Source organism: Pedobacter sp. BG31 (assembly GCF_042464845.1).
GTDB classification, from domain to species: domain Bacteria; phylum Bacteroidota; class Bacteroidia; order Sphingobacteriales; family Sphingobacteriaceae; genus Pedobacter; species Pedobacter suwonensis.
The window spans coordinates 109,124-125,684 of sequence record NZ_JBHNZK010000014.1; the positions used below are offsets into that span (position 1 = coordinate 109,124).

Below are 16,561 nucleotides of genomic sequence, written 5' to 3' on the forward strand. Positions count from 1 at the left end.
ATGCCATGCGCTTTGCCCCATGCTATAAAGCAAATAACATATGGCTAAGAAAAAAGACGAAGAAAAGAAAAAACATGTTGCTGTGGTTACTAAAAAATCGCTGCAGTTTCTTGAAGAATACATCAATAATCCTGCTCCAACCGGTTATGAATGGGAAGGACAAAAACTTTGGTTAAATTATTTAAAACCTTATATAGACGAACACTTTATCGATAATTATGGTACCGCTGTGGGTGTGATCAACCCCAAAGCTGATTTTAAAGTGGTTATAGAAGCCCATGCTGATGAAATTTCCTGGTATGTGAATTACATTACCAGCGACGGCTTAATTTACGTGATCCGTAACGGCGGTTCTGATCATCAGATTGCACCTTCAAAACGTGTAAATATCCATACCGAGAAGGGCCTGGTTAAAGCAGTATTCGGATGGCCTGCTATCCATACGCGCCATGGCGAGAAAGAACAGGCTCCGGAATTAAAAAATATCTTTTTAGATTGCGGTTGCACCTCAAAAGAAGAAGTAGAAAAACTAGGCATCCATGTGGGCTGTGTAATTACCTACGAAGATGAGTTTATGGTATTAAACGACCGCTATTATGTTGGCCGTGCTTTAGATAACCGTGTGGGTGGTTTTATGATTGCCGAAGTAGCCCGTTTATTAAAAGAAAACAAGAAAAAACTTCCTTTCGGTTTGTACATTGTAAATTCGGTACAGGAAGAAATCGGTTTACGTGGTGCCGAGATGATTGCCCAGCGCATTAAACCGAATGTGGCCATTATTACCGATGTAACGCACGATACCACTACGCCAATGATCAATAAAAACGTTCAGGGTGATCTATCAGCGGGTAAAGGACCTGTGGTTTCCTATGCTCCGGCTGTTCAAACCAATTTAAATAAACTATTGATCCAAACGGCTGAGAAAAATCAGATCCCCTTCCAGCGCCAAGCGTCTTCACGTTCTACAGGAACTGATACCGATGCTTTTGCTTACTCAAATGGTGGTGTACCATCGGCATTAATTTCGCTGCCGTTACGTTATATGCATACTACGGTAGAGATGGTGCATAAAGAGGATGTTGACAATGTAATCAGCCTGATTTATGAAAGCTTATTGAACATTAGCAACGGTCAGGATTTCAGATCATTTAAATAATGGAAAAATTAAATCACCGGAAAATCATGATCAGCACCTTATTAAAGGTTTTGCTTATGATTGTAGTTATCTTTATCCTTAACTCCTGGCCAAGCATTAAACAGAGTTTTATTGGTAACGCACCACCGTTGGATTATTGGCTCGATCATAGCTTTAAAGTAAGCAATATCATCCTTATTTTAGGATTTGGTGGTTATTTTTATTACAAAGATTTAATGAATCAGAAAGAACTGATCGAAAAGGCAAAAGTCTCAGATCAGCATTCAAATTAGTAACTAAGACTAAAATGCTATATCGCGAAAAATCTCTGAATTTTTCTGTACTAAGCATAACTTTTACTGAGCCTGCCAGATGAACAACATCGTCATGTAGTTTATCTGGCAGGTTATCTATTTCAATACAGCCGCATTAATATCCAAATATGAACTTTAAAGCGCCTGCATTGCCAATCATTCAAACGTTTATCTTTTGATTTAGAGATAATCATAGGTACGCAGTGTTTCCCGTACATTAATTTTTGTTAATACTCAACATATCTTCACATAGTTTGTGTAATTTACCTTCATAGTTATCCTTCTTATTATGAACACAAACAAAAAAAATGTTGATCTATCCGTTATTTGTGATGATCACTGGGATGTCGTATTCGACCACCTTCGCCTTGGTTTTTGGGAACTGAGTATAACAACCGGTATACTTCGTTCAACCCGATCTTTTAAAGAGAATTTTGGTTACCCGCCAGATGGCGTTTTAAACTATGAAACCGTTTTAGGCCTAATCCTCCCCGAAGACCTCGATCATGTTCAGGATGAGATAGAGCTTACCGTAACCAGAGAAAAAAACAGCTATGATGTATTGTACCGGATCCGCCGTCCGGATGGAAAAATCCGGTGGATCAAAGCCGATGGAATACTTTCCCAACAGGATGGCGAATCGTTAAAACTGATCGGTACAACATTGGATGTTACCGATTTGAAACCATCCTGATTTACATGTCATCCAATTCTATCCATACAGGTCCGTGGTCGCTTGTTTTTTCCCATCCCCTAACGTTTTTATCCACTCCTGCTGATTTTAAGCGATCGCTCACCTGAGGACTCAATAAAAAATGGTCAATTCTTAACCCGGCATTTCTGCCGTAAGCATTGCGGAAATAATCCCAAAAGGTATATATTGTTTCTGCTGGATATAACTTTCTGATCGCATCTGTCCAGCCCTGTGCAATTAGGTCTTGAAATGCCTGCCGGGTTTCCGGACGAAACAAGGCATCTTCAACCCATCGTTCAGGTTTATAGGCATCGAGTTCGGTAGGAATTACATTATAATCTCCAGCCAAAACCACCGGGATATTCTGCGCCAGCAAAGTCGCTGCATGTGCCGTAAAACGCTCAAACCATCGCAGCTTATAATCAAATTTGGGCCCTGGCGCCGGGTTACCGTTAGGAAGGTACAAACAACCAACTATGATACCATTTATCATTGCCTCTATGTACCTGCTGTGTAAATCTTCAGGGTCTCCGTCTAAACCACGCTTCAGTTCGGTTATTTCTAAATTTCTGGCAAGTATGGCCACTCCGTTCCAGCTCTTCTGCCCATGCCATATGGCGTTATACCCGGCATCTTTAATCGCCTGTTCAGGAAACTTTTCCTGCGGCGCCTTTAGTTCCTGCAGGCACACCACATCTGGCTGGGTTTCTTCCAGCCAGCGTAAAAGTACGGGCAAACGGCCATTTACACCGTTCACATTATAAGTAGCTATTTTCATTCTATAAATCTTTGCATTAAAAATTCAAAAATAGATGATTGTTGTATTGATCTCAGCCTATTTTAAGCAACATTTTACACATTAATTAAAGATAATTTAAAATTTGGCATTATCTTGCACCTCATTTAGGTTGACCGTTTAAATAACCATGTTCAAAGCAGTATTAAACAATCGTTCTGCAGAGCCGGAAAATATCCGTTGGTTCTATGATCAGTATGCGCCCATGCTGCTTGGTTATATCAATGGTATTGTGCAAAATCCTCAAAAATCAGAAGATCATCTGGTTGCTATTCTCACTTCATTCGTGAAAGATGTTGTTGTTTCACCAGAAAAAAACAGATTAAATATGTGGCTGGAACTGCGCCAATATGCACAAAGTAAATTAACTTTGTATACGGCTAAAGATCGTCCGTTAAATCTTAACCAATCAGTACCTAAAGGTGGGTTGGATGTGTTAGATGATTTACAGAAAAGAATATTTTGTGCAGTGTATTATCACGGAAAATCAATTCAATACCTGGCGACAACAATTGGATGTGATGAAAGCGAAATCCGTAATCAGTTAAAATTATCAATCGATAAAATGAGGAGGGCAAGTGGAAATTAATAAAATCATTGAGAGCGGTTTAATGGAAACCTATGTGATGGGAATTGCCACCGAAGAGGAGGTACAAAAAGTTTTATCACTAAAAAAGGAATATCCTGCATTTAAGGCTGCTTTGGAGCAGTTGGAATATGATATGGAGGTATTGGCGCAAAACATGAGTATTGAGCCTCCGGCAGGCACTTTGGCTAAAATCGAACAGGAGATTAATGAAATACAACGCCAAAACCAGGCGTTACAAAACAATTTGAATTCCGAATACAGTTATGATAAAATTCACCAGGAAAATAAACGGGAAAAATATATAGAGGTAGAATCAGAGTCTAACCAAATGCGTGTTAACAAAGCCTGGAAATGGGTATTTGTTGCCGTTTTTGTATTGGGCAAGATATTTCTGGCCTTTGCTATTTACTTTTACCTGGAAAACAGACAGATTAAGGAACAGATTAAAGAGTTGAAGATAGAACTCAAACAAAAGAACAGGTAATATGTGGAATATAATAGATAAACCTGCCTTTTTAAAACCAATACTAAACTGAAATGTTTAGTTGTTAAGATTCATTCATGTTTGAGCGCATGTTTGAGTTTAGATATGGGGATAGGCTGTTGGTCTATCCCCTTTTTTATTTCCAGGCATTTTTATTTATCCAATAATGCCTTAACTTTTTGCTGGAAATCGGTGATATCAAAAGGCTTTTCAATGGTGTCATCAGGCGAGCAGCTTAAGTTATCCATATTGACTGCAGAAAGCAATATTACCGGCAAAGATGATGTTGCAGCATTATTTTTTAACCTATTGCAAACATCACGCCCGTCATGCTGGCCGATAAGTATATCAAGTAAAATAACATCTGGTCGAAAATCAGCTATGGTACGCTCTAACTCAGACTCATGAGCATTCAAAATACCTTTTATATGATAATGTTCTTCCTCAAAAATTAATTTAATAATATCATGAATGTTCTCGTCATCATCAACTATTAGAATCTTTTTAACTAGCGCGTTGCTCATACGCAACAAATCTAGTTTAAGTGATCTGGTTCGCGCAACGTATTTATACGTGAATTTACCGAATAAACCATAAGGTTAGGCGGCCAAACCCGATTTATAGTTTTTAAGCATCTTTTTAAGAAGACCTCTGGCTACATGTATTTTAGTTTTTACAGTACCCAAAGGGATATCGAGCTCGGCGGCGATTTCGTGATATTTATAACCTTCAAAATAGCGGCAAAAGCAGAACCTACAATCCTCAGGTAAAGCATCTAAGGACTTTTGGATATCTTCCATTATAAACTTGGTGGCACCATTATTTAAAGATGCGCTCGGAATCAATTGAACAGAGGTTAAATCCTCTTCCTGCTGGATCATTTCGTTCTTACGCTTAACCTTATAATAATGATTAAGAAAAGTATTTTTCAGAATGGTAAAAAGCCACGCCCGCACGTTACTTCCCATTTCAAATCTTGCCGAAAACCTAAATGCTTTCATAAAGGTATCCTGAACTAAATCAGCAGCATCATCTTCATCATGTGTGTATGCTAATGCACGGTCGAAAAGTGGTTGTCTGTATTGGTAGATGTCGCAATTAAAATTTAATGTATCCATAATTCGTTTTAAGGCTGATGTAAATATTCAACAAACCTCAACTCCTTATGTTATTTGTAGAAATACCCGATTTTTTACGGTTTATTATAAACACTTAAAAAAGGGGCAAAAAACGTTCAAAAATGCTAGTCTACATAACCATTTCGCATGGCAAAACGAACTAGAGATGCGGAATTTTTAGTGCCGGTTTTACTGATTAAAGCTTCTCTCTGGCTCTCCACAGTGCGCCTGCTCAGGTATAATTTATCAGCTATTTCCTGGTTGGTTAATCCATCTGCAATGAGTTTTAGTACATTAATCTCACGCTCCGTAAAGTTGATTTCCGTATTCAGTTTTCGCGAAAGTATATTCAACTGCATATTAAAACGCTCTAAAATGGAGATGCATAAATTAGAAGAAAGGTAGCGTTTTCCCTTCATAACATGCTTTAGGCAAAACAACAGTTCATCTTCTTCAATATCTTTTGACAGGTAAGCAAAAGCTCCTGATACAAAAGCATTTGATGCATACTTTTCATCATCCAAAATGGATAGAACAACCACTTTCGCGGTGTATTTACGTGCTTTAATCGTACTTGCCAGGGCAATCCCGTCTAATCTTGGCATTACAATATCCGATAAAATAATATCAGCTTTTATTCCTTTTTCCAAAAGTTCCAGGACGGCCAAACCATCTGGTACTTCTGCAACAACATTGATGCCTTCGTGTTTTTCTATGAGCGCTTTAAGTGAGGCCCGGATAATATGGTGATCATCCGCAAGAATAATGTTAATCATAATTCAAATATAACTTACGCCGTTTTAAAATTAAAAACGTCTACTTTGGCAGCTCGATATAGAAGGTTGTTCCAGCACCGGTTTTACTCTCAAACCAAATTTTTCCCTGATGTAAATCTACAATCGCTTTGATAATACCCATCCCAAATCCGCCAGACTCTTCCCCCTTAAGACCCGGCCTTAAAGTTTCTGGCAAATGGTTAAAAAGTCCGGCTTGTAACTCTTCCGGAATCCCAATCCCATCGTCGGCCACAGTAATCAGCACTGTACTTTCATATTCTTCGGCATGGATAGTAATGGTTCCATAATCGGCAGTAAATTTTATGGAGTTTGAAATGAGGTTATTGATGACCTGTATAAACTTCATACTATCAAGACGCAGATAAATCTGTTCAGCAGAGCTTGTAAATTTAATATGCTTCATTTTGCCCAGCTTCGATCGTTTATAAAAACGAACCACATCTCTCAGTTCCCAAACCAGGTCAGCCCGCTCCTTGCGGATTTCTACGATGGATGATTTTAAGAACTCTTTGTTAACCATGCTACGTACGAGAAGCAGGTTGCGCTCACACATGTCCTGTATAAAAGCCAGCGAGTTGATCATCCGCTCATCGCCAGTTTGCGCAATGCCCTCTTTCATTGATGAAGCAATTAATTTCATCATGCCCAGTGGTTCTTTTAAATCATGCGCCAATACTTCTAAGGTAATATTTTTTCTTGCGTTGATCTGTTCGATATGGATCTGATTGTGGCGCATCACCGTGATGTCTTCTACTGTACCCACTAAAAACTTAAATTCACCATCAGTAACAGCAAATACGGATACCCGAACAAATTTCTCCCTTTCAGGAAACTGTAAACGGAATTCATATTTATTTTCCGTTTCTTCTTTAATGCATTCTTTATAGCAGGCCTCTACATGCGTCAAATCTTCAGGATGAACCCGCTCTATCACTAACTTTGGATCAATAGTCACTTCATCCGAGTCCAGCTCCCATATATTACTTAACGATCTGTTTAGATATGAAAAATTTTGCGCTGCAGCGTTGAAAATAAAATATCCGTCCAAAGAACGGTCACCGAGGTTACAAAAAAGCTCTTTATTTAATTCGACCATGATTAATGTTTGATAATTTGCCAGTAAATAATATAATTATGAATCAGCAGTCAAATCTCAAACAGCATAGGAGTAAAAATGTTTTATACAAAAAAAGCCGTTACCATTTTACCTGCAAACATTTTTTCACAGCGGCTAACTGCGCTGAAGATATTAACATTTTCCACACAGTGTGCAAAATTATTTACGCTATTAAAACCAACTAATGCCTAAATTGTTAATCATAAAAAACAGATAAAAAAGTCCTGTGAGCGGGAGATCCGCGGAGGGCAGGCACAACATAGGGAAGGCACCATTCTTCTTACCAATAGCCATCATAGAGGTGGCTATTTTGTTTTTGATAACTGCCCATTCAACATCACTTTTTTACCGGTCTTAGCCGAAATTTTTGCGGCCTCTAAAATGCGCACTACAATTAAATTATTCTCCAGAGACGAAAGATCATTTTTAGGCTTGATTTCTCCTTTTAAAACTGCCGAAAGATAGTTCAGGTGGTTAGCATAAGCAGGTGCCAAAGTTTTGGGCTGATAGATTTCATAACCTTCTTTATTGCTTTGCCTTGCCCTGATGTTTTTCTCATTAATGGCTTGCATATATCCCTTTTCGCCGAATACTTCCATATCTTTTATACTAAACGGCCAGTTCCATGAGGCTTCAATAATCCCTGTAGCATGTGAGTACTCCAATAAAATAGTTGCATCATCATCTACCTTAGGGTACATCTCCTTCTTTATTTGACGGGTAATGGCTGTAACCGAAATTGGCGCTTTACCATCCATTAACCAAGTCATTAAATTAGCACCATAACAGCCAAAATCAACCAGTGCCCCTGCTCCATTTTTATCAGGGTCGGTCAACCATTCCAAAAATTCTTTACTTACGCCGATTTCTTTCGGTCCCTGGTGTCCATCGTGTACAATCATTTTTCTGATTGCGCCTATGGTATTGCTTTCTTTTACATTTTTGTAAACCTCTTGATTGCTCGGATACCAGGTGGTTTCGTAATTGGTTAGTATATGTACTTTATGCTGTTCAGCCAGTTCTGCCATTCGTGCGGCCTCTTTAACCGATATTGCCAAAGGTTTTTCTACCATAACCGATATGCCAAGCGGAGCGGCAGCCTCTACAACGGCTAAATGATCGCTGATGGCATTATAGGCCAGCACCACATCTGGTTTCTTTTTCTTTAACAGACCAGGAAGGTTATTATAAAATATACTGTCAGGTATTTTATAGCGGGTTCTAAACCGGCTAACCAGTACAGGATTACTTTCTGCAATACCAACCACGTTAACTTCGCCCTTTTCGTAGCTGTTCATAATCAGATAAACATGATCATGGTTTAAGCCAGCTATAGCTACATTTAATTTTTGCTGTGCCTTGGTACTCATAAAACAAAGTAAGAAGACCAAAACCAGAGTATTGAACCGACAAAAATATTTTATTTTATGATGAACTGTTTTCATGCTGTTTTCTAAATTGTTGTTTACAAATTATAAATTTATAAAAGGCTTAAGGCTAACACTTAAAAATATTACAAAGTAAAGGATCGGACTCATTAACCAATGCTACTTTAAACCTTATATTCATTATCAAAAACATGGCGAAGAATAAAACTACAGAAAACGATTTAAGTGTTAACGATTTTCTGAATACGGTAACAGATGAAACGAAACGGAAGGATTGTTTTAATCTTTCGAGTATTATCGCTGAAACAACAGGTTTTAAAGCGAAAATGTGGGGAACAGCTATTGTTGGCTTTGGCAGCTACCATTACAAATATGAAAGCGGTAGAGCAGGTGACGCTCCGCTGGCTGGGTTTTCGCCACGGAAAGATGCAATAGCGCTATATTTATCATTAGGGTTTGAAAAACGTGATGAACTATTGGCTAAATTCGGAAAACACAAGACCGCCAAAGCTTGCATATACGTAAAACACTTAAGCGACATTGACGTGGAGATATTAAAAGAAATGGTCGCCAATTCTGTGGCAAGGATTAAAAGTTTATACCCTTAAAATGAAAAATATAAGGTGGGGATGAAATTAATAGCCAACCCGTTCTTAATAGAGTATCCTGTTAAATCACTGATTTCGGTTAATACATTGATTGCTTTGGAGACATTCTCTGTTTAATTATCAAAAAAAATACCTTCTCCAAGAACGCTGTCAAATTCGGATAAATAGCGAAATACGCCTCACTAAGAAGTTACGCAGCAATAAGTGAAATTTTACAATATTTGATCATTCCTTATTTCGAATAAAAAACCGGAAATGATTAAAAAACTAAGCCTTTATTTATGGATAGCAGGCACTTGCATTTCGCTTAATTCTGCCGCGCAAGATGCAGTGAGCTACCAAACTCCCCCAAAAGAAATTGCAGATTTATTGCTGGCTAAACCAACTCCTGGCGTAAGCATAGATGGCAAAGCTGAATGGATCTTATTCAGCGAGCGTAATTCCTATCCTTCGGTAGCAGAATTGGCCATGCCCGAATACAGAATTGCTGGTTTAAGATTAAACCCGAATAATTACTCGCCCAGCAGACAAACCTATATCAACAATTTCAGTCTCAAAAACATAAAATCAAATCAAAATTTTCAGGTAACCGGCTTGCCAAACCCATTGTATGCTGGCAACGTTAGCTGGAATCCATCCGAAAATAAGATTGCTTTTACACACACCACGCAAAAGGGAGTAGATCTTTACATCATTGATCTGGCTACAAAAAAAGCGACTAAAATCAATAAGGCTTTTTTAAACGTTATTTTAGGGAGTGGTATCACCTGGTTAAATGATCAAACCGTTGTTTACCGTACGGTAACTAAACCTGCCAGTGCTGCACCTACAAAACCATTAATGCCTAAAGGGCCTACCATCCAACAAAATTTAGGAAAAGCTGCACCAAGTGCTACTTTTCAGGACCTGATTAAATCACCGTTTGATGAACAGCTGTTCGAATTTTTTGCCACCTCGCAATTGGTCAAAAATACAGCTGGAGTAGAAGTGCCTATCGGTAAACCAGCTATTTATGGCTCGGTAAGCTTGTCGCCGGATAAGAACTATATGCTGGTCGAAACCATCCGCAAACCATTTTCTTATCTGGTTTCGGCATTTGGTTTTCCATCAACCGTTTCCATCACCGATTTAAAAGGTAAAACGGTTAAGATAATCGCCGAGTTACCATCATCAGAAGGTACGCCATCTGGTTATGATAATACACAAAACGTGCCCCGCGGTTTCGACTGGAGGGATGATGAACCGGCTACACTGGTTTGGAGCAAGCCACTGGATAGTGGTCTAATCAAAAAAAATGTTCCCTATCATGATGCAGTTTATGCGTTAAGTGCGCCTTTTACCGGAACCGAGAAAGAATTGTTTAAAACACAGACCCGTTACCGTGGTGTACAATGGGGCGATGCCAATCTTGCGCTTATTATGGAAGGCCTGCGCAGCAAGCAAACCACTAAAGTAAGCCGTTATAATCCTACAACAGGGGCGGTAGAAGAACTGTACAGCCGTAACCAAACCGATGCATACGGTAACCCAGGTTCTCCGGTTACGATCAAAAATAAATACGGCCGGCAGGTAATCAAAACGGTTGATAATGGCACGAAACTGTTAATGAACAATGTGGTGGGTTCATCCGAAAAAGGGGATTTGCCATTCCTGGCTAAATTCGACTTAGCTACTAAAAAGAACGAAATTATCTGGCGCAGCGCTGAAGGAACGTTTGAATACGTAAGTGATGTCATTAACCCTGATAAACTAGTTTTAATTACCCGTAAAGAAAGCCAGAAATTAGTCCCTAATTATTTCATCAAAAACCTGTTGCTTCGTATTGCCGACCAGCCTGTTACTAATTTCACTAACCCTTATCCTTCTTTAGAAGGCATCAGCAAACAAAAAATTTCTTATAAACGGGCCGACGGAGTGGATTTAACCGGCGATTTGTATTTACCAAAAGGATACAATAAAGATAAAGATGGTCCGCTGCCAACTTTGATCTGGGCTTACCCACGCGAGTTTAATTCTGCTGCTGATGCTGCACAGATCCGCGGATCGAAAGATAAATTCACCGCCATTAGCTGGGCCTCCCCTATTTTCTGGGTAACCCGCGGATATGCAGTTTTGGATAATGCTGAAATGCCAATTGTGGCCAAAGATGGTAAAAAACCGAACGATACCTTTGTAGATCAACTACAGTTAAATGCTGAAGCCGCCATTAATAAACTGGCTGATTTAGGTGTAGGTGATAAAAAACGTATGGCTGTTGGTGGCCACAGTTATGGTGCATTTATGACTGCAAACCTACTGGCGCACACCAATCTTTTTGCCGCAGGTATTGCCCGCAGCGGAGCTTACAACCGTACGCTTACCCCATTTGGTTTTCAGAACGAAGAACGTACGTATTGGCAGGCCCCTCAGTTATATTACGAAATGAGCCCCTTTAGCTATGCTGATCAAATCAAAACTCCATTGTTACTAATCCATGGTGATGCTGACGATAATCCAGGTACTTTCCCCATTAATAGCGAACGCTTGTTCAACGCCATTAAAGGTGCAGGAGGCACAACCCGTTTTGTATTTTTACCCTACGAAGCACATAGTTACCGTGGCAAAGAAAACTTGTTGCACATGTTGTGGGAGCAAGACCAGTGGTTAGAAAAATATGTGAAGAACAAAAAATAATCTTTCTCTACCTATTAATCAAAATGCCCCTACATGGGGCATTTTTTGTTTATCATGCTTCTATGTGGTGTCAGATATTTCTATCTGACACTGATCACACTCTGAAATCCAATATTCAGCGGCTCTCTGTCAGCTGGTAACAGCTGACAGCACATTCAATGGGGCATTTTTTGTTTATCATGCTTCTATATGGTGTCTGATATTTCTACCTGACACTGATCATATTCTGAAATCCAATATTCAGCGGCCATCTGTCAGCTGGTAACAGCTGACAGCACATTCACTCTATGCCCCATTTCTGCTTTGCGCTACACGCTTTGCCACTTGCTCTCCGCCCTATGCCATTTCACGGCAAAACCTTACATTTATACAATAAAATTGAACATTCCCACTACTAATTTGTTAAGCCATTATGGACTACATAGACTATTATAAAATCCTCGATCTAAAAAAAGATGCGACAACAGAGGATATTAAAAAAGCTTATAGAAAATTAGCCCGAAAACACCATCCGGACCTCAATCCCAATAATGAGGAAGCGAATAAAAAGTTTCAGCAGATTAATGAGGCTAACGAAGTTTTAAGCGATCCGGAAAAAAGAAAGAAATACGATAAATATGGTAAAGATTGGCAGCATGCCGATCAGCTGGATGCCCAGCAACAGCAACAGAGGCAATACCAATCACAAGGACAGGCTTATGGTGGCAACAGCTATTCTGGCGGTTTTGGCGGTGAAGACTTTTCTGATTTCTTTTCTTCCATGTTTGGCGGCGGCGGTGGCAGAAGTAGCAGAAATTCGCCATTTAAAGGCCAGGATTACAGTGCCGATTTACAATTGAACCTGCTTGATGCCTATACCACACATAAACAAACCCTAACGGTTAACGGCAAACAGGTACGTATTACCATTCCGGCGGGTGTAGAAAACGGGCAAAAGATCAAACTTCCGGGTTATGGTGCCCCAGGTGTTAATAACGGCCCTCCGGGTGATCTGTATATCAAATTCAATATTAGCGATGATCCCAAATTTAAACGGAAAGGCAATGACATTTACATTCAGGAAGAAATAGATCTATATACAGCCATTTTAGGTGGCGAAAAAATTGTAGAAACCTTAAACGGCAAAGTTAAACTTAAAGTACCGGCAGGCACACAGCCTGATACCACTTTAAGGTTGAAAGGCAAAGGCTTCCCGGTTTACAAAAAAGATAACCAGTTTGGCGATCTGTATATTAAATGGCAGGTTAAGATACCAACCAATTTAAATGCTGAACAAAAAGAATTATTCGAAAAACTTTCCAAATTCTAACCATTATGGAAACTTATCTAATACCAGTAGAAGATATCTGCGCTTATCATCATGTAGAAATTAACTTTATCCATTCTCTGGAAGATTTTGGACTAATCCAGACAACTGTAAAAAAGCAATCTGTCTTTTTGCCCTTGGATGAACTGGGTAAACTGGAGCGGTACCTCCGTTTGGCAAACGATCTTCAGATTAATTTAGAAGGGATTCATGCCGTTTCGCATCTGCTCAATCAATTGCAAAATATGCAACAGGAAATAACAGTGCTCCAGAACGAATTAAATTATTACAGGCAGCTTAACCATCAACAATAAACAACTATTTAGGCCGTATTCTGGATTATATTGCTGAATAAAAAACATAACCTTTCTAAGATATGTTTACTAAATTGCCAGTCTAATTTTAAAAAATGAGCGATCTTTCTTCAAAATTCATCGAAAAAATAAAATCATCTTATGCTCCTTCGGGCTCGTACATTTATTTAGGCGCCGGAATTTTAGATGGACAGGTTTATAGCGAAGCCGAAGTTAATTTGTCATTAAAAATGATGAATAGACACGGTCTGATTGCCGGGGCAACCGGAACCGGCAAAACGCGAACGCTACAGTTATTGGCAGAGCAACTGTCTGACGCTGGTGTACCGGTTTTTATGTTGGATGTTAAGGGCGATTTATCAGGTTTAAACCAATCCGGTTCAGTTAATCCTAAAATAGAAGAAAGGGCACAACAGCTCAATAAAACTTTTTCGCCAACAGGTTTCCCTGTCGAGATTTACTCCCTTTCAGGCAAAATGGGTGCGCAGATGCGCGCAACCGTACTGGAGTTTGGACCTACACTTTTATCAAAGATTTTAGATTTGAACGATACACAGACAGGTGTTTTAGCCGTTATCTTCAAATATGCTGATGATCATAAACTACCGATAATCGATTTAAATGATCTAAAAAAGCTGGTATCCTATCTTTCAGAAGGCGCAGGCGCTGCAGAAATTAAAAGCAGTTATGGCAGTATCTCCAGTGCTACTGCTGGTACCATGCTGAGAAAAATAGTGGCAATTGAACAACAGGGCTTAGGTGGTATGTTTGGCGAAAAATCCTTTGATCCCGGAGATCTTTTCGAACGGATTGATGGCAAAGGAGCCATCAGTTTATTGAACATTTCTGATGTTCAGAACCAGCCTGTATTATATTCTACCTTTTTATTAAGCTTATTGGCCGAATTATTCAATACCATGCCCGAAGTTGGCGATTTAGACAAACCAAAGCTGGTATTCTTTTTTGATGAAGCCCATTTATTGTTCAAAAATTCTTCTAAAGCATTTCTTGAGCAGATTGAAACCATTATCAGGTTAATCCGTTCTAAAGGCATTGGTGTTTTCTTTTGTACGCAGGCACCTACCGATGTTCCGGAAAGCGTTTTGGGCCAGCTAGGCAACCGTGTACAGCATGCACTGAGGGCCTTTACCCCAAATGATGTAGATGCCCTAAAAAAGACGGTTAACACTTATCCAAAGTCGGATTTTTACCAGATTGACCAAATGTTAACCTCATTAGGTACGGGACAAGCGTTGGTGACCGTATTAGATGAGAAAGGCATCCCGACCGAAGTAGCGGCAACGCTGCTTACCCCGCCAAGGGCGTTGATGGGACCACTTACGGCTGCCGATTTCGATCAGCTCGTACGTTCCAGCCCAATGTACGCCAAATATAAAGATCCTATTGATCCTGAAAGTGCATACGACATTTTAACTAAACGTATTAATGAACAAACTGCAGCAGCAGAAAAAGAGAAACAGGAAGCTGAAGCGCAAAAAGAAAGCAAACCAAAACCTGGAGAAAAGAGTTTAGTAGAACAGGTAATGGGTGCTACCATAACCCGGCAGATTGGTAAAGAAATTGTCCGTGGTATATTTGGCATGCTTACCGGTAAAAAAACACGTTCAAAAACCGGTGGCGGACTTTTTGGATTTTAAAAAACTTATTACACAAACAAATTGCTCAAATAACTAATTTCGCAGGTTGAAACTGATGGTGTATTAATTATCCCATATTAAGGTTTCAACCCATAAATAAAATAATAAACAATAAATGAAACCCACCCTATTGATATTGGCAGCTGGTATGGCCAGCCGCTATGGAAGCATGAAACAGATTGATGGTTTTGGTCCCAATGGCGAAACGATTATCGATTATTCAATATACGATGCAATAAATGCCGGTTTTGGTAAAATTGTATTCATCATTAAAGAAGAATTTTTAGATAATTTTAAAGCCATTTTTGACCCCAAACTTGCCGGAAGAATTGAGGTAGATTACGTTTTCCAAAATTTCGATTTAAAACAGTTTGGTATAGAAGAAGAAATTTATAGAGAAAAGCCATGGGGTACTGCGCACGCAATCTTATCGGGCAGAAAAGTAGTTAAAGAGCCATTCTGCGTAATTAACGCTGACGATTATTATGGTTTCGACGCCTTTAAAAAAATGGTTGATTTCTTAACTACAGAAGTAACGGACAGCAACTACTCCATCATCGGTTACCAGATCGGAAAAACTTTATCTGAATTTGGTGCAGTTTCCCGAGGTGTGTGTAAGGTAGATGCGGCGGGCAATCTTGAGGAAATTGTAGAACGTACTAAGGTTTATCCCAAAGATGGCAAGATTTTTTATGAAGAAAATGGAGAAGAATTCCCTTTAGCATACGAAACACCGGTTTCAATGAACTTTTGGGGCTTTACACCAGCTGTTTTTAAAATTACAGAAGAAATGTTTAAAGCGTTTGCAGAAGCCAATAAAGACAAACCTAAAGCAGAATTTTTTATCCCGTTAATCGGCGAAACTTTAGTTAAAAACAATACCGCAACCTTTAAAGTAATACCTACTTCGAACAAATGGTTCGGCGTAACTTATAAAGAGGATAAACCATATGTTCAGGATAGTATTAACCAATTGGTTAAGAATGGAACATACCCGGAAAAACTGTGGGATTAAATTCAGATTCCGAAGCTATACAAGCTTAGGTGTATATCTAAAGAAAATGCCTCAGGTTTTAAAAGCCTGAGGCATTTAAATAAAATAACATAGCAACAAGTCCTCCTCAAGAAGCAAATAGCAGTATTTTTAAACTTAATTCAATTAGTTCTTACATCTTGCGATCAATTTTAGCCTCTTTCTCCAAACGCGATCGTCATGCTGAACTTGTTTAGCATCCTTTCTACCAGGAGAGATTCTGAGCCGAATATCTACTGAATCTTAAAGCCATTTGGTTAAATTAGGTTTTTGAAAATATTAGATAGAATATCAATTAGTTGCATAATATAAAAGATGCTTCGCACCAACCATTGCTAGACTCTAAAATAAGGTCGTCATTGCGAGGAGGAACGACGAAGCAATCTTTTTGATCCTTGCGCTAAAGATTGCTTCGTCGGCTGAAAAAGCCTTCTCGCAATGACGATAAAATAAAAAAGCGTCCCTGAAGTTAATCAGGAACGCTTTCTATATTTAGATCTTCGGACTTTACGGACCTCAGACTTTCCGACTTTAAGA

17 protein-coding genes are annotated in these 16,561 nt (G+C 39.1%); 11 read left to right on the forward strand and 6 right to left on the reverse strand.

From position 1 onward, the window contains the following. Positions 1–40 precede the first annotated feature (40 nt). From ACFE6N_RS16535 to ACFE6N_RS16545, 3 genes are all read left to right on the forward strand, one after another. Complete coding sequence (locus ACFE6N_RS16535; protein ID WP_145856982.1) at positions 41–1,156, forward strand: M42 family metallopeptidase; 1,116 nt, start codon at positions 41–43, stop codon at positions 1,154–1,156. Next, positions 1,156–1,428: a hypothetical protein gene (locus ACFE6N_RS16540; protein ID WP_378938244.1), complete on the forward strand. Its 273-nt coding sequence runs from the start codon at positions 1,156–1,158 to the stop codon at positions 1,426–1,428. The genes ACFE6N_RS16535 and ACFE6N_RS16540 overlap by 1 nt, the downstream gene beginning before the upstream one ends. Positions 1,429–1,738: 310 nt before the next feature. Next, positions 1,739–2,143 (forward strand): PAS domain-containing protein, encoded by a 405-nt coding sequence (locus tag ACFE6N_RS16545; protein ID WP_378938247.1) that lies wholly within the window; start codon positions 1,739–1,741, stop codon positions 2,141–2,143. 1 nt (position 2,144) lies between these two features. On the opposite strand, the gene xth is transcribed toward ACFE6N_RS16545, so the two are convergent. After that, entirely contained in the window at positions 2,145–2,921 is a 777-nt protein-coding gene (xth, locus tag ACFE6N_RS16550) for an exodeoxyribonuclease III (protein ID WP_378938249.1), read from the reverse strand. Positions 2,922–3,069: 148 nt separating this feature from the next. Between xth and ACFE6N_RS16555 the strand changes: the two genes are divergently transcribed. Together ACFE6N_RS16555 and ACFE6N_RS16560 are read left to right on the forward strand one after the other, a co-directional pair. Continuing rightward, positions 3,070–3,528, forward strand: coding sequence for a hypothetical protein (locus ACFE6N_RS16555; protein WP_378938251.1), 459 nt, complete (start codon positions 3,070–3,072; stop codon positions 3,526–3,528). Continuing rightward, positions 3,518–4,012 (forward strand): hypothetical protein, encoded by a 495-nt coding sequence (locus tag ACFE6N_RS16560; protein WP_378938253.1) that lies wholly within the window; start codon positions 3,518–3,520, stop codon positions 4,010–4,012. The genes ACFE6N_RS16555 and ACFE6N_RS16560 overlap by 11 nt, the downstream gene beginning before the upstream one ends. A 152-nt stretch (positions 4,013–4,164) precedes the next feature. On the opposite strand, the gene ACFE6N_RS16565 is transcribed toward ACFE6N_RS16560, so the two are convergent. From ACFE6N_RS16565 to ACFE6N_RS16585, 5 genes are all read right to left on the reverse strand, one after another. Beyond that, a complete protein-coding gene (locus ACFE6N_RS16565; protein WP_378938255.1) occupies positions 4,165–4,536 on the reverse strand; it encodes a two-component system response regulator in 372 nt (123 codons plus the stop codon). Positions 4,537–4,611: 75 nt separating this feature from the next. Beyond that, the gene (locus tag ACFE6N_RS16570; protein ID WP_378938257.1) at positions 4,612–5,130 is read right to left on the reverse strand and encodes an RNA polymerase sigma factor; all 519 of its coding nucleotides are present in this window, start codon (positions 5,128–5,130) and stop codon (positions 4,612–4,614) included. A 125-nt stretch (positions 5,131–5,255) separates the two neighbouring features. Continuing rightward, a complete protein-coding gene (locus ACFE6N_RS16575) occupies positions 5,256–5,906 on the reverse strand; it encodes a response regulator (protein ID WP_378938259.1) in 651 nt (216 codons plus the stop codon). Between the two features lie 40 nt (positions 5,907–5,946). Then, the gene (locus ACFE6N_RS16580) at positions 5,947–7,023 is read right to left on the reverse strand and encodes an ATP-binding protein (RefSeq protein ID WP_378938261.1); all 1,077 of its coding nucleotides are present in this window, start codon (positions 7,021–7,023) and stop codon (positions 5,947–5,949) included. Positions 7,024–7,349: 326 nt separating this feature from the next. Beyond that, a complete protein-coding gene (locus tag ACFE6N_RS16585; protein WP_378938263.1) occupies positions 7,350–8,414 on the reverse strand; it encodes a Gfo/Idh/MocA family protein in 1,065 nt (354 codons plus the stop codon). A 209-nt stretch (positions 8,415–8,623) separates the two neighbouring features. Here ACFE6N_RS16585 and ACFE6N_RS16590 point away from each other — a divergent pair, with 209 nt between their 5' ends. The 6 genes from ACFE6N_RS16590 (at position 8,624) to ACFE6N_RS16615 (ending at position 16,006) form a co-directional block, all read left to right on the forward strand. Beyond that, the gene (locus ACFE6N_RS16590; protein WP_378938265.1) at positions 8,624–9,040 is read left to right on the forward strand and encodes a DUF1801 domain-containing protein; all 417 of its coding nucleotides are present in this window, start codon (positions 8,624–8,626) and stop codon (positions 9,038–9,040) included. A gap of 255 nt (positions 9,041–9,295) precedes the next feature. Beyond that, positions 9,296–11,713: a prolyl oligopeptidase family serine peptidase gene (locus ACFE6N_RS16595; RefSeq protein ID WP_378938267.1), complete on the forward strand. Its 2,418-nt coding sequence runs from the start codon at positions 9,296–9,298 to the stop codon at positions 11,711–11,713. A 412-nt stretch (positions 11,714–12,125) separates the two neighbouring features. Next, entirely contained in the window at positions 12,126–13,022 is an 897-nt protein-coding gene (locus ACFE6N_RS16600) for a J domain-containing protein (protein ID WP_293744737.1), read from the forward strand. 5 nt (positions 13,023–13,027) lie between these two features. Then, positions 13,028–13,333: a chaperone modulator CbpM gene (locus tag ACFE6N_RS16605; protein WP_378938269.1), complete on the forward strand. Its 306-nt coding sequence runs from the start codon at positions 13,028–13,030 to the stop codon at positions 13,331–13,333. A gap of 95 nt (positions 13,334–13,428) precedes the next feature. Further along, positions 13,429–14,991 (forward strand): helicase HerA-like domain-containing protein, encoded by a 1,563-nt coding sequence (locus ACFE6N_RS16610; RefSeq protein WP_378938271.1) that lies wholly within the window; start codon positions 13,429–13,431, stop codon positions 14,989–14,991. 115 nt (positions 14,992–15,106) lie between these two features. Beyond that, complete coding sequence (locus ACFE6N_RS16615) at positions 15,107–16,006, forward strand: NDP-sugar synthase (protein ID WP_378938273.1); 900 nt, start codon at positions 15,107–15,109, stop codon at positions 16,004–16,006. The last annotated feature ends 555 nt before the right edge of the window (positions 16,007–16,561 follow it).

Bases quoted from the DNA above. Each gene is read 5' to 3' on its own strand.
- ACFE6N_RS16575 (WP_378938259.1), bottom strand. From the start codon at position 5,906: ATGATTAACATTATTCTTGCGGATGATCACCATATTATCCGGGCCTCA.
- ACFE6N_RS16615 (WP_378938273.1), top strand. From the start codon at position 15,107: ATGAAACCCACCCTATTGATATTGGCAGCTGGTATGGCCAGCCGCTAT.
- ACFE6N_RS16535 (WP_145856982.1), top strand. From the start codon at position 41: ATGGCTAAGAAAAAAGACGAAGAAAAGAAAAAACATGTTGCTGTGGTT.
- ACFE6N_RS16540 (WP_378938244.1), top strand. From the start codon at position 1,156: ATGGAAAAATTAAATCACCGGAAAATCATGATCAGCACCTTATTAAAG.
- xth (WP_378938249.1), bottom strand. From the start codon at position 2,921: ATGAAAATAGCTACTTATAATGTGAACGGTGTAAATGGCCGTTTGCCC.
- ACFE6N_RS16555 (WP_378938251.1), top strand. From the start codon at position 3,070: ATGTTCAAAGCAGTATTAAACAATCGTTCTGCAGAGCCGGAAAATATC.
- ACFE6N_RS16580 (WP_378938261.1), bottom strand. From the start codon at position 7,023: ATGGTCGAATTAAATAAAGAGCTTTTTTGTAACCTCGGTGACCGTTCT.
- ACFE6N_RS16590 (WP_378938265.1), top strand. From the start codon at position 8,624: ATGGCGAAGAATAAAACTACAGAAAACGATTTAAGTGTTAACGATTTT.
- ACFE6N_RS16610 (WP_378938271.1), top strand. From the start codon at position 13,429: ATGAGCGATCTTTCTTCAAAATTCATCGAAAAAATAAAATCATCTTAT.
- ACFE6N_RS16565 (WP_378938255.1), bottom strand. From the start codon at position 4,536: ATGAGCAACGCGCTAGTTAAAAAGATTCTAATAGTTGATGATGACGAG.
- ACFE6N_RS16600 (WP_293744737.1), top strand. From the start codon at position 12,126: ATGGACTACATAGACTATTATAAAATCCTCGATCTAAAAAAAGATGCG.
- ACFE6N_RS16605 (WP_378938269.1), top strand. From the start codon at position 13,028: ATGGAAACTTATCTAATACCAGTAGAAGATATCTGCGCTTATCATCAT.
- ACFE6N_RS16545 (WP_378938247.1), top strand. From the start codon at position 1,739: ATGAACACAAACAAAAAAAATGTTGATCTATCCGTTATTTGTGATGAT.
- ACFE6N_RS16595 (WP_378938267.1), top strand. From the start codon at position 9,296: ATGATTAAAAAACTAAGCCTTTATTTATGGATAGCAGGCACTTGCATT.
- ACFE6N_RS16570 (WP_378938257.1), bottom strand. From the start codon at position 5,130: ATGGATACATTAAATTTTAATTGCGACATCTACCAATACAGACAACCA.
- ACFE6N_RS16585 (WP_378938263.1), bottom strand. From the start codon at position 8,414: ATGAGTACCAAGGCACAGCAAAAATTAAATGTAGCTATAGCTGGCTTA.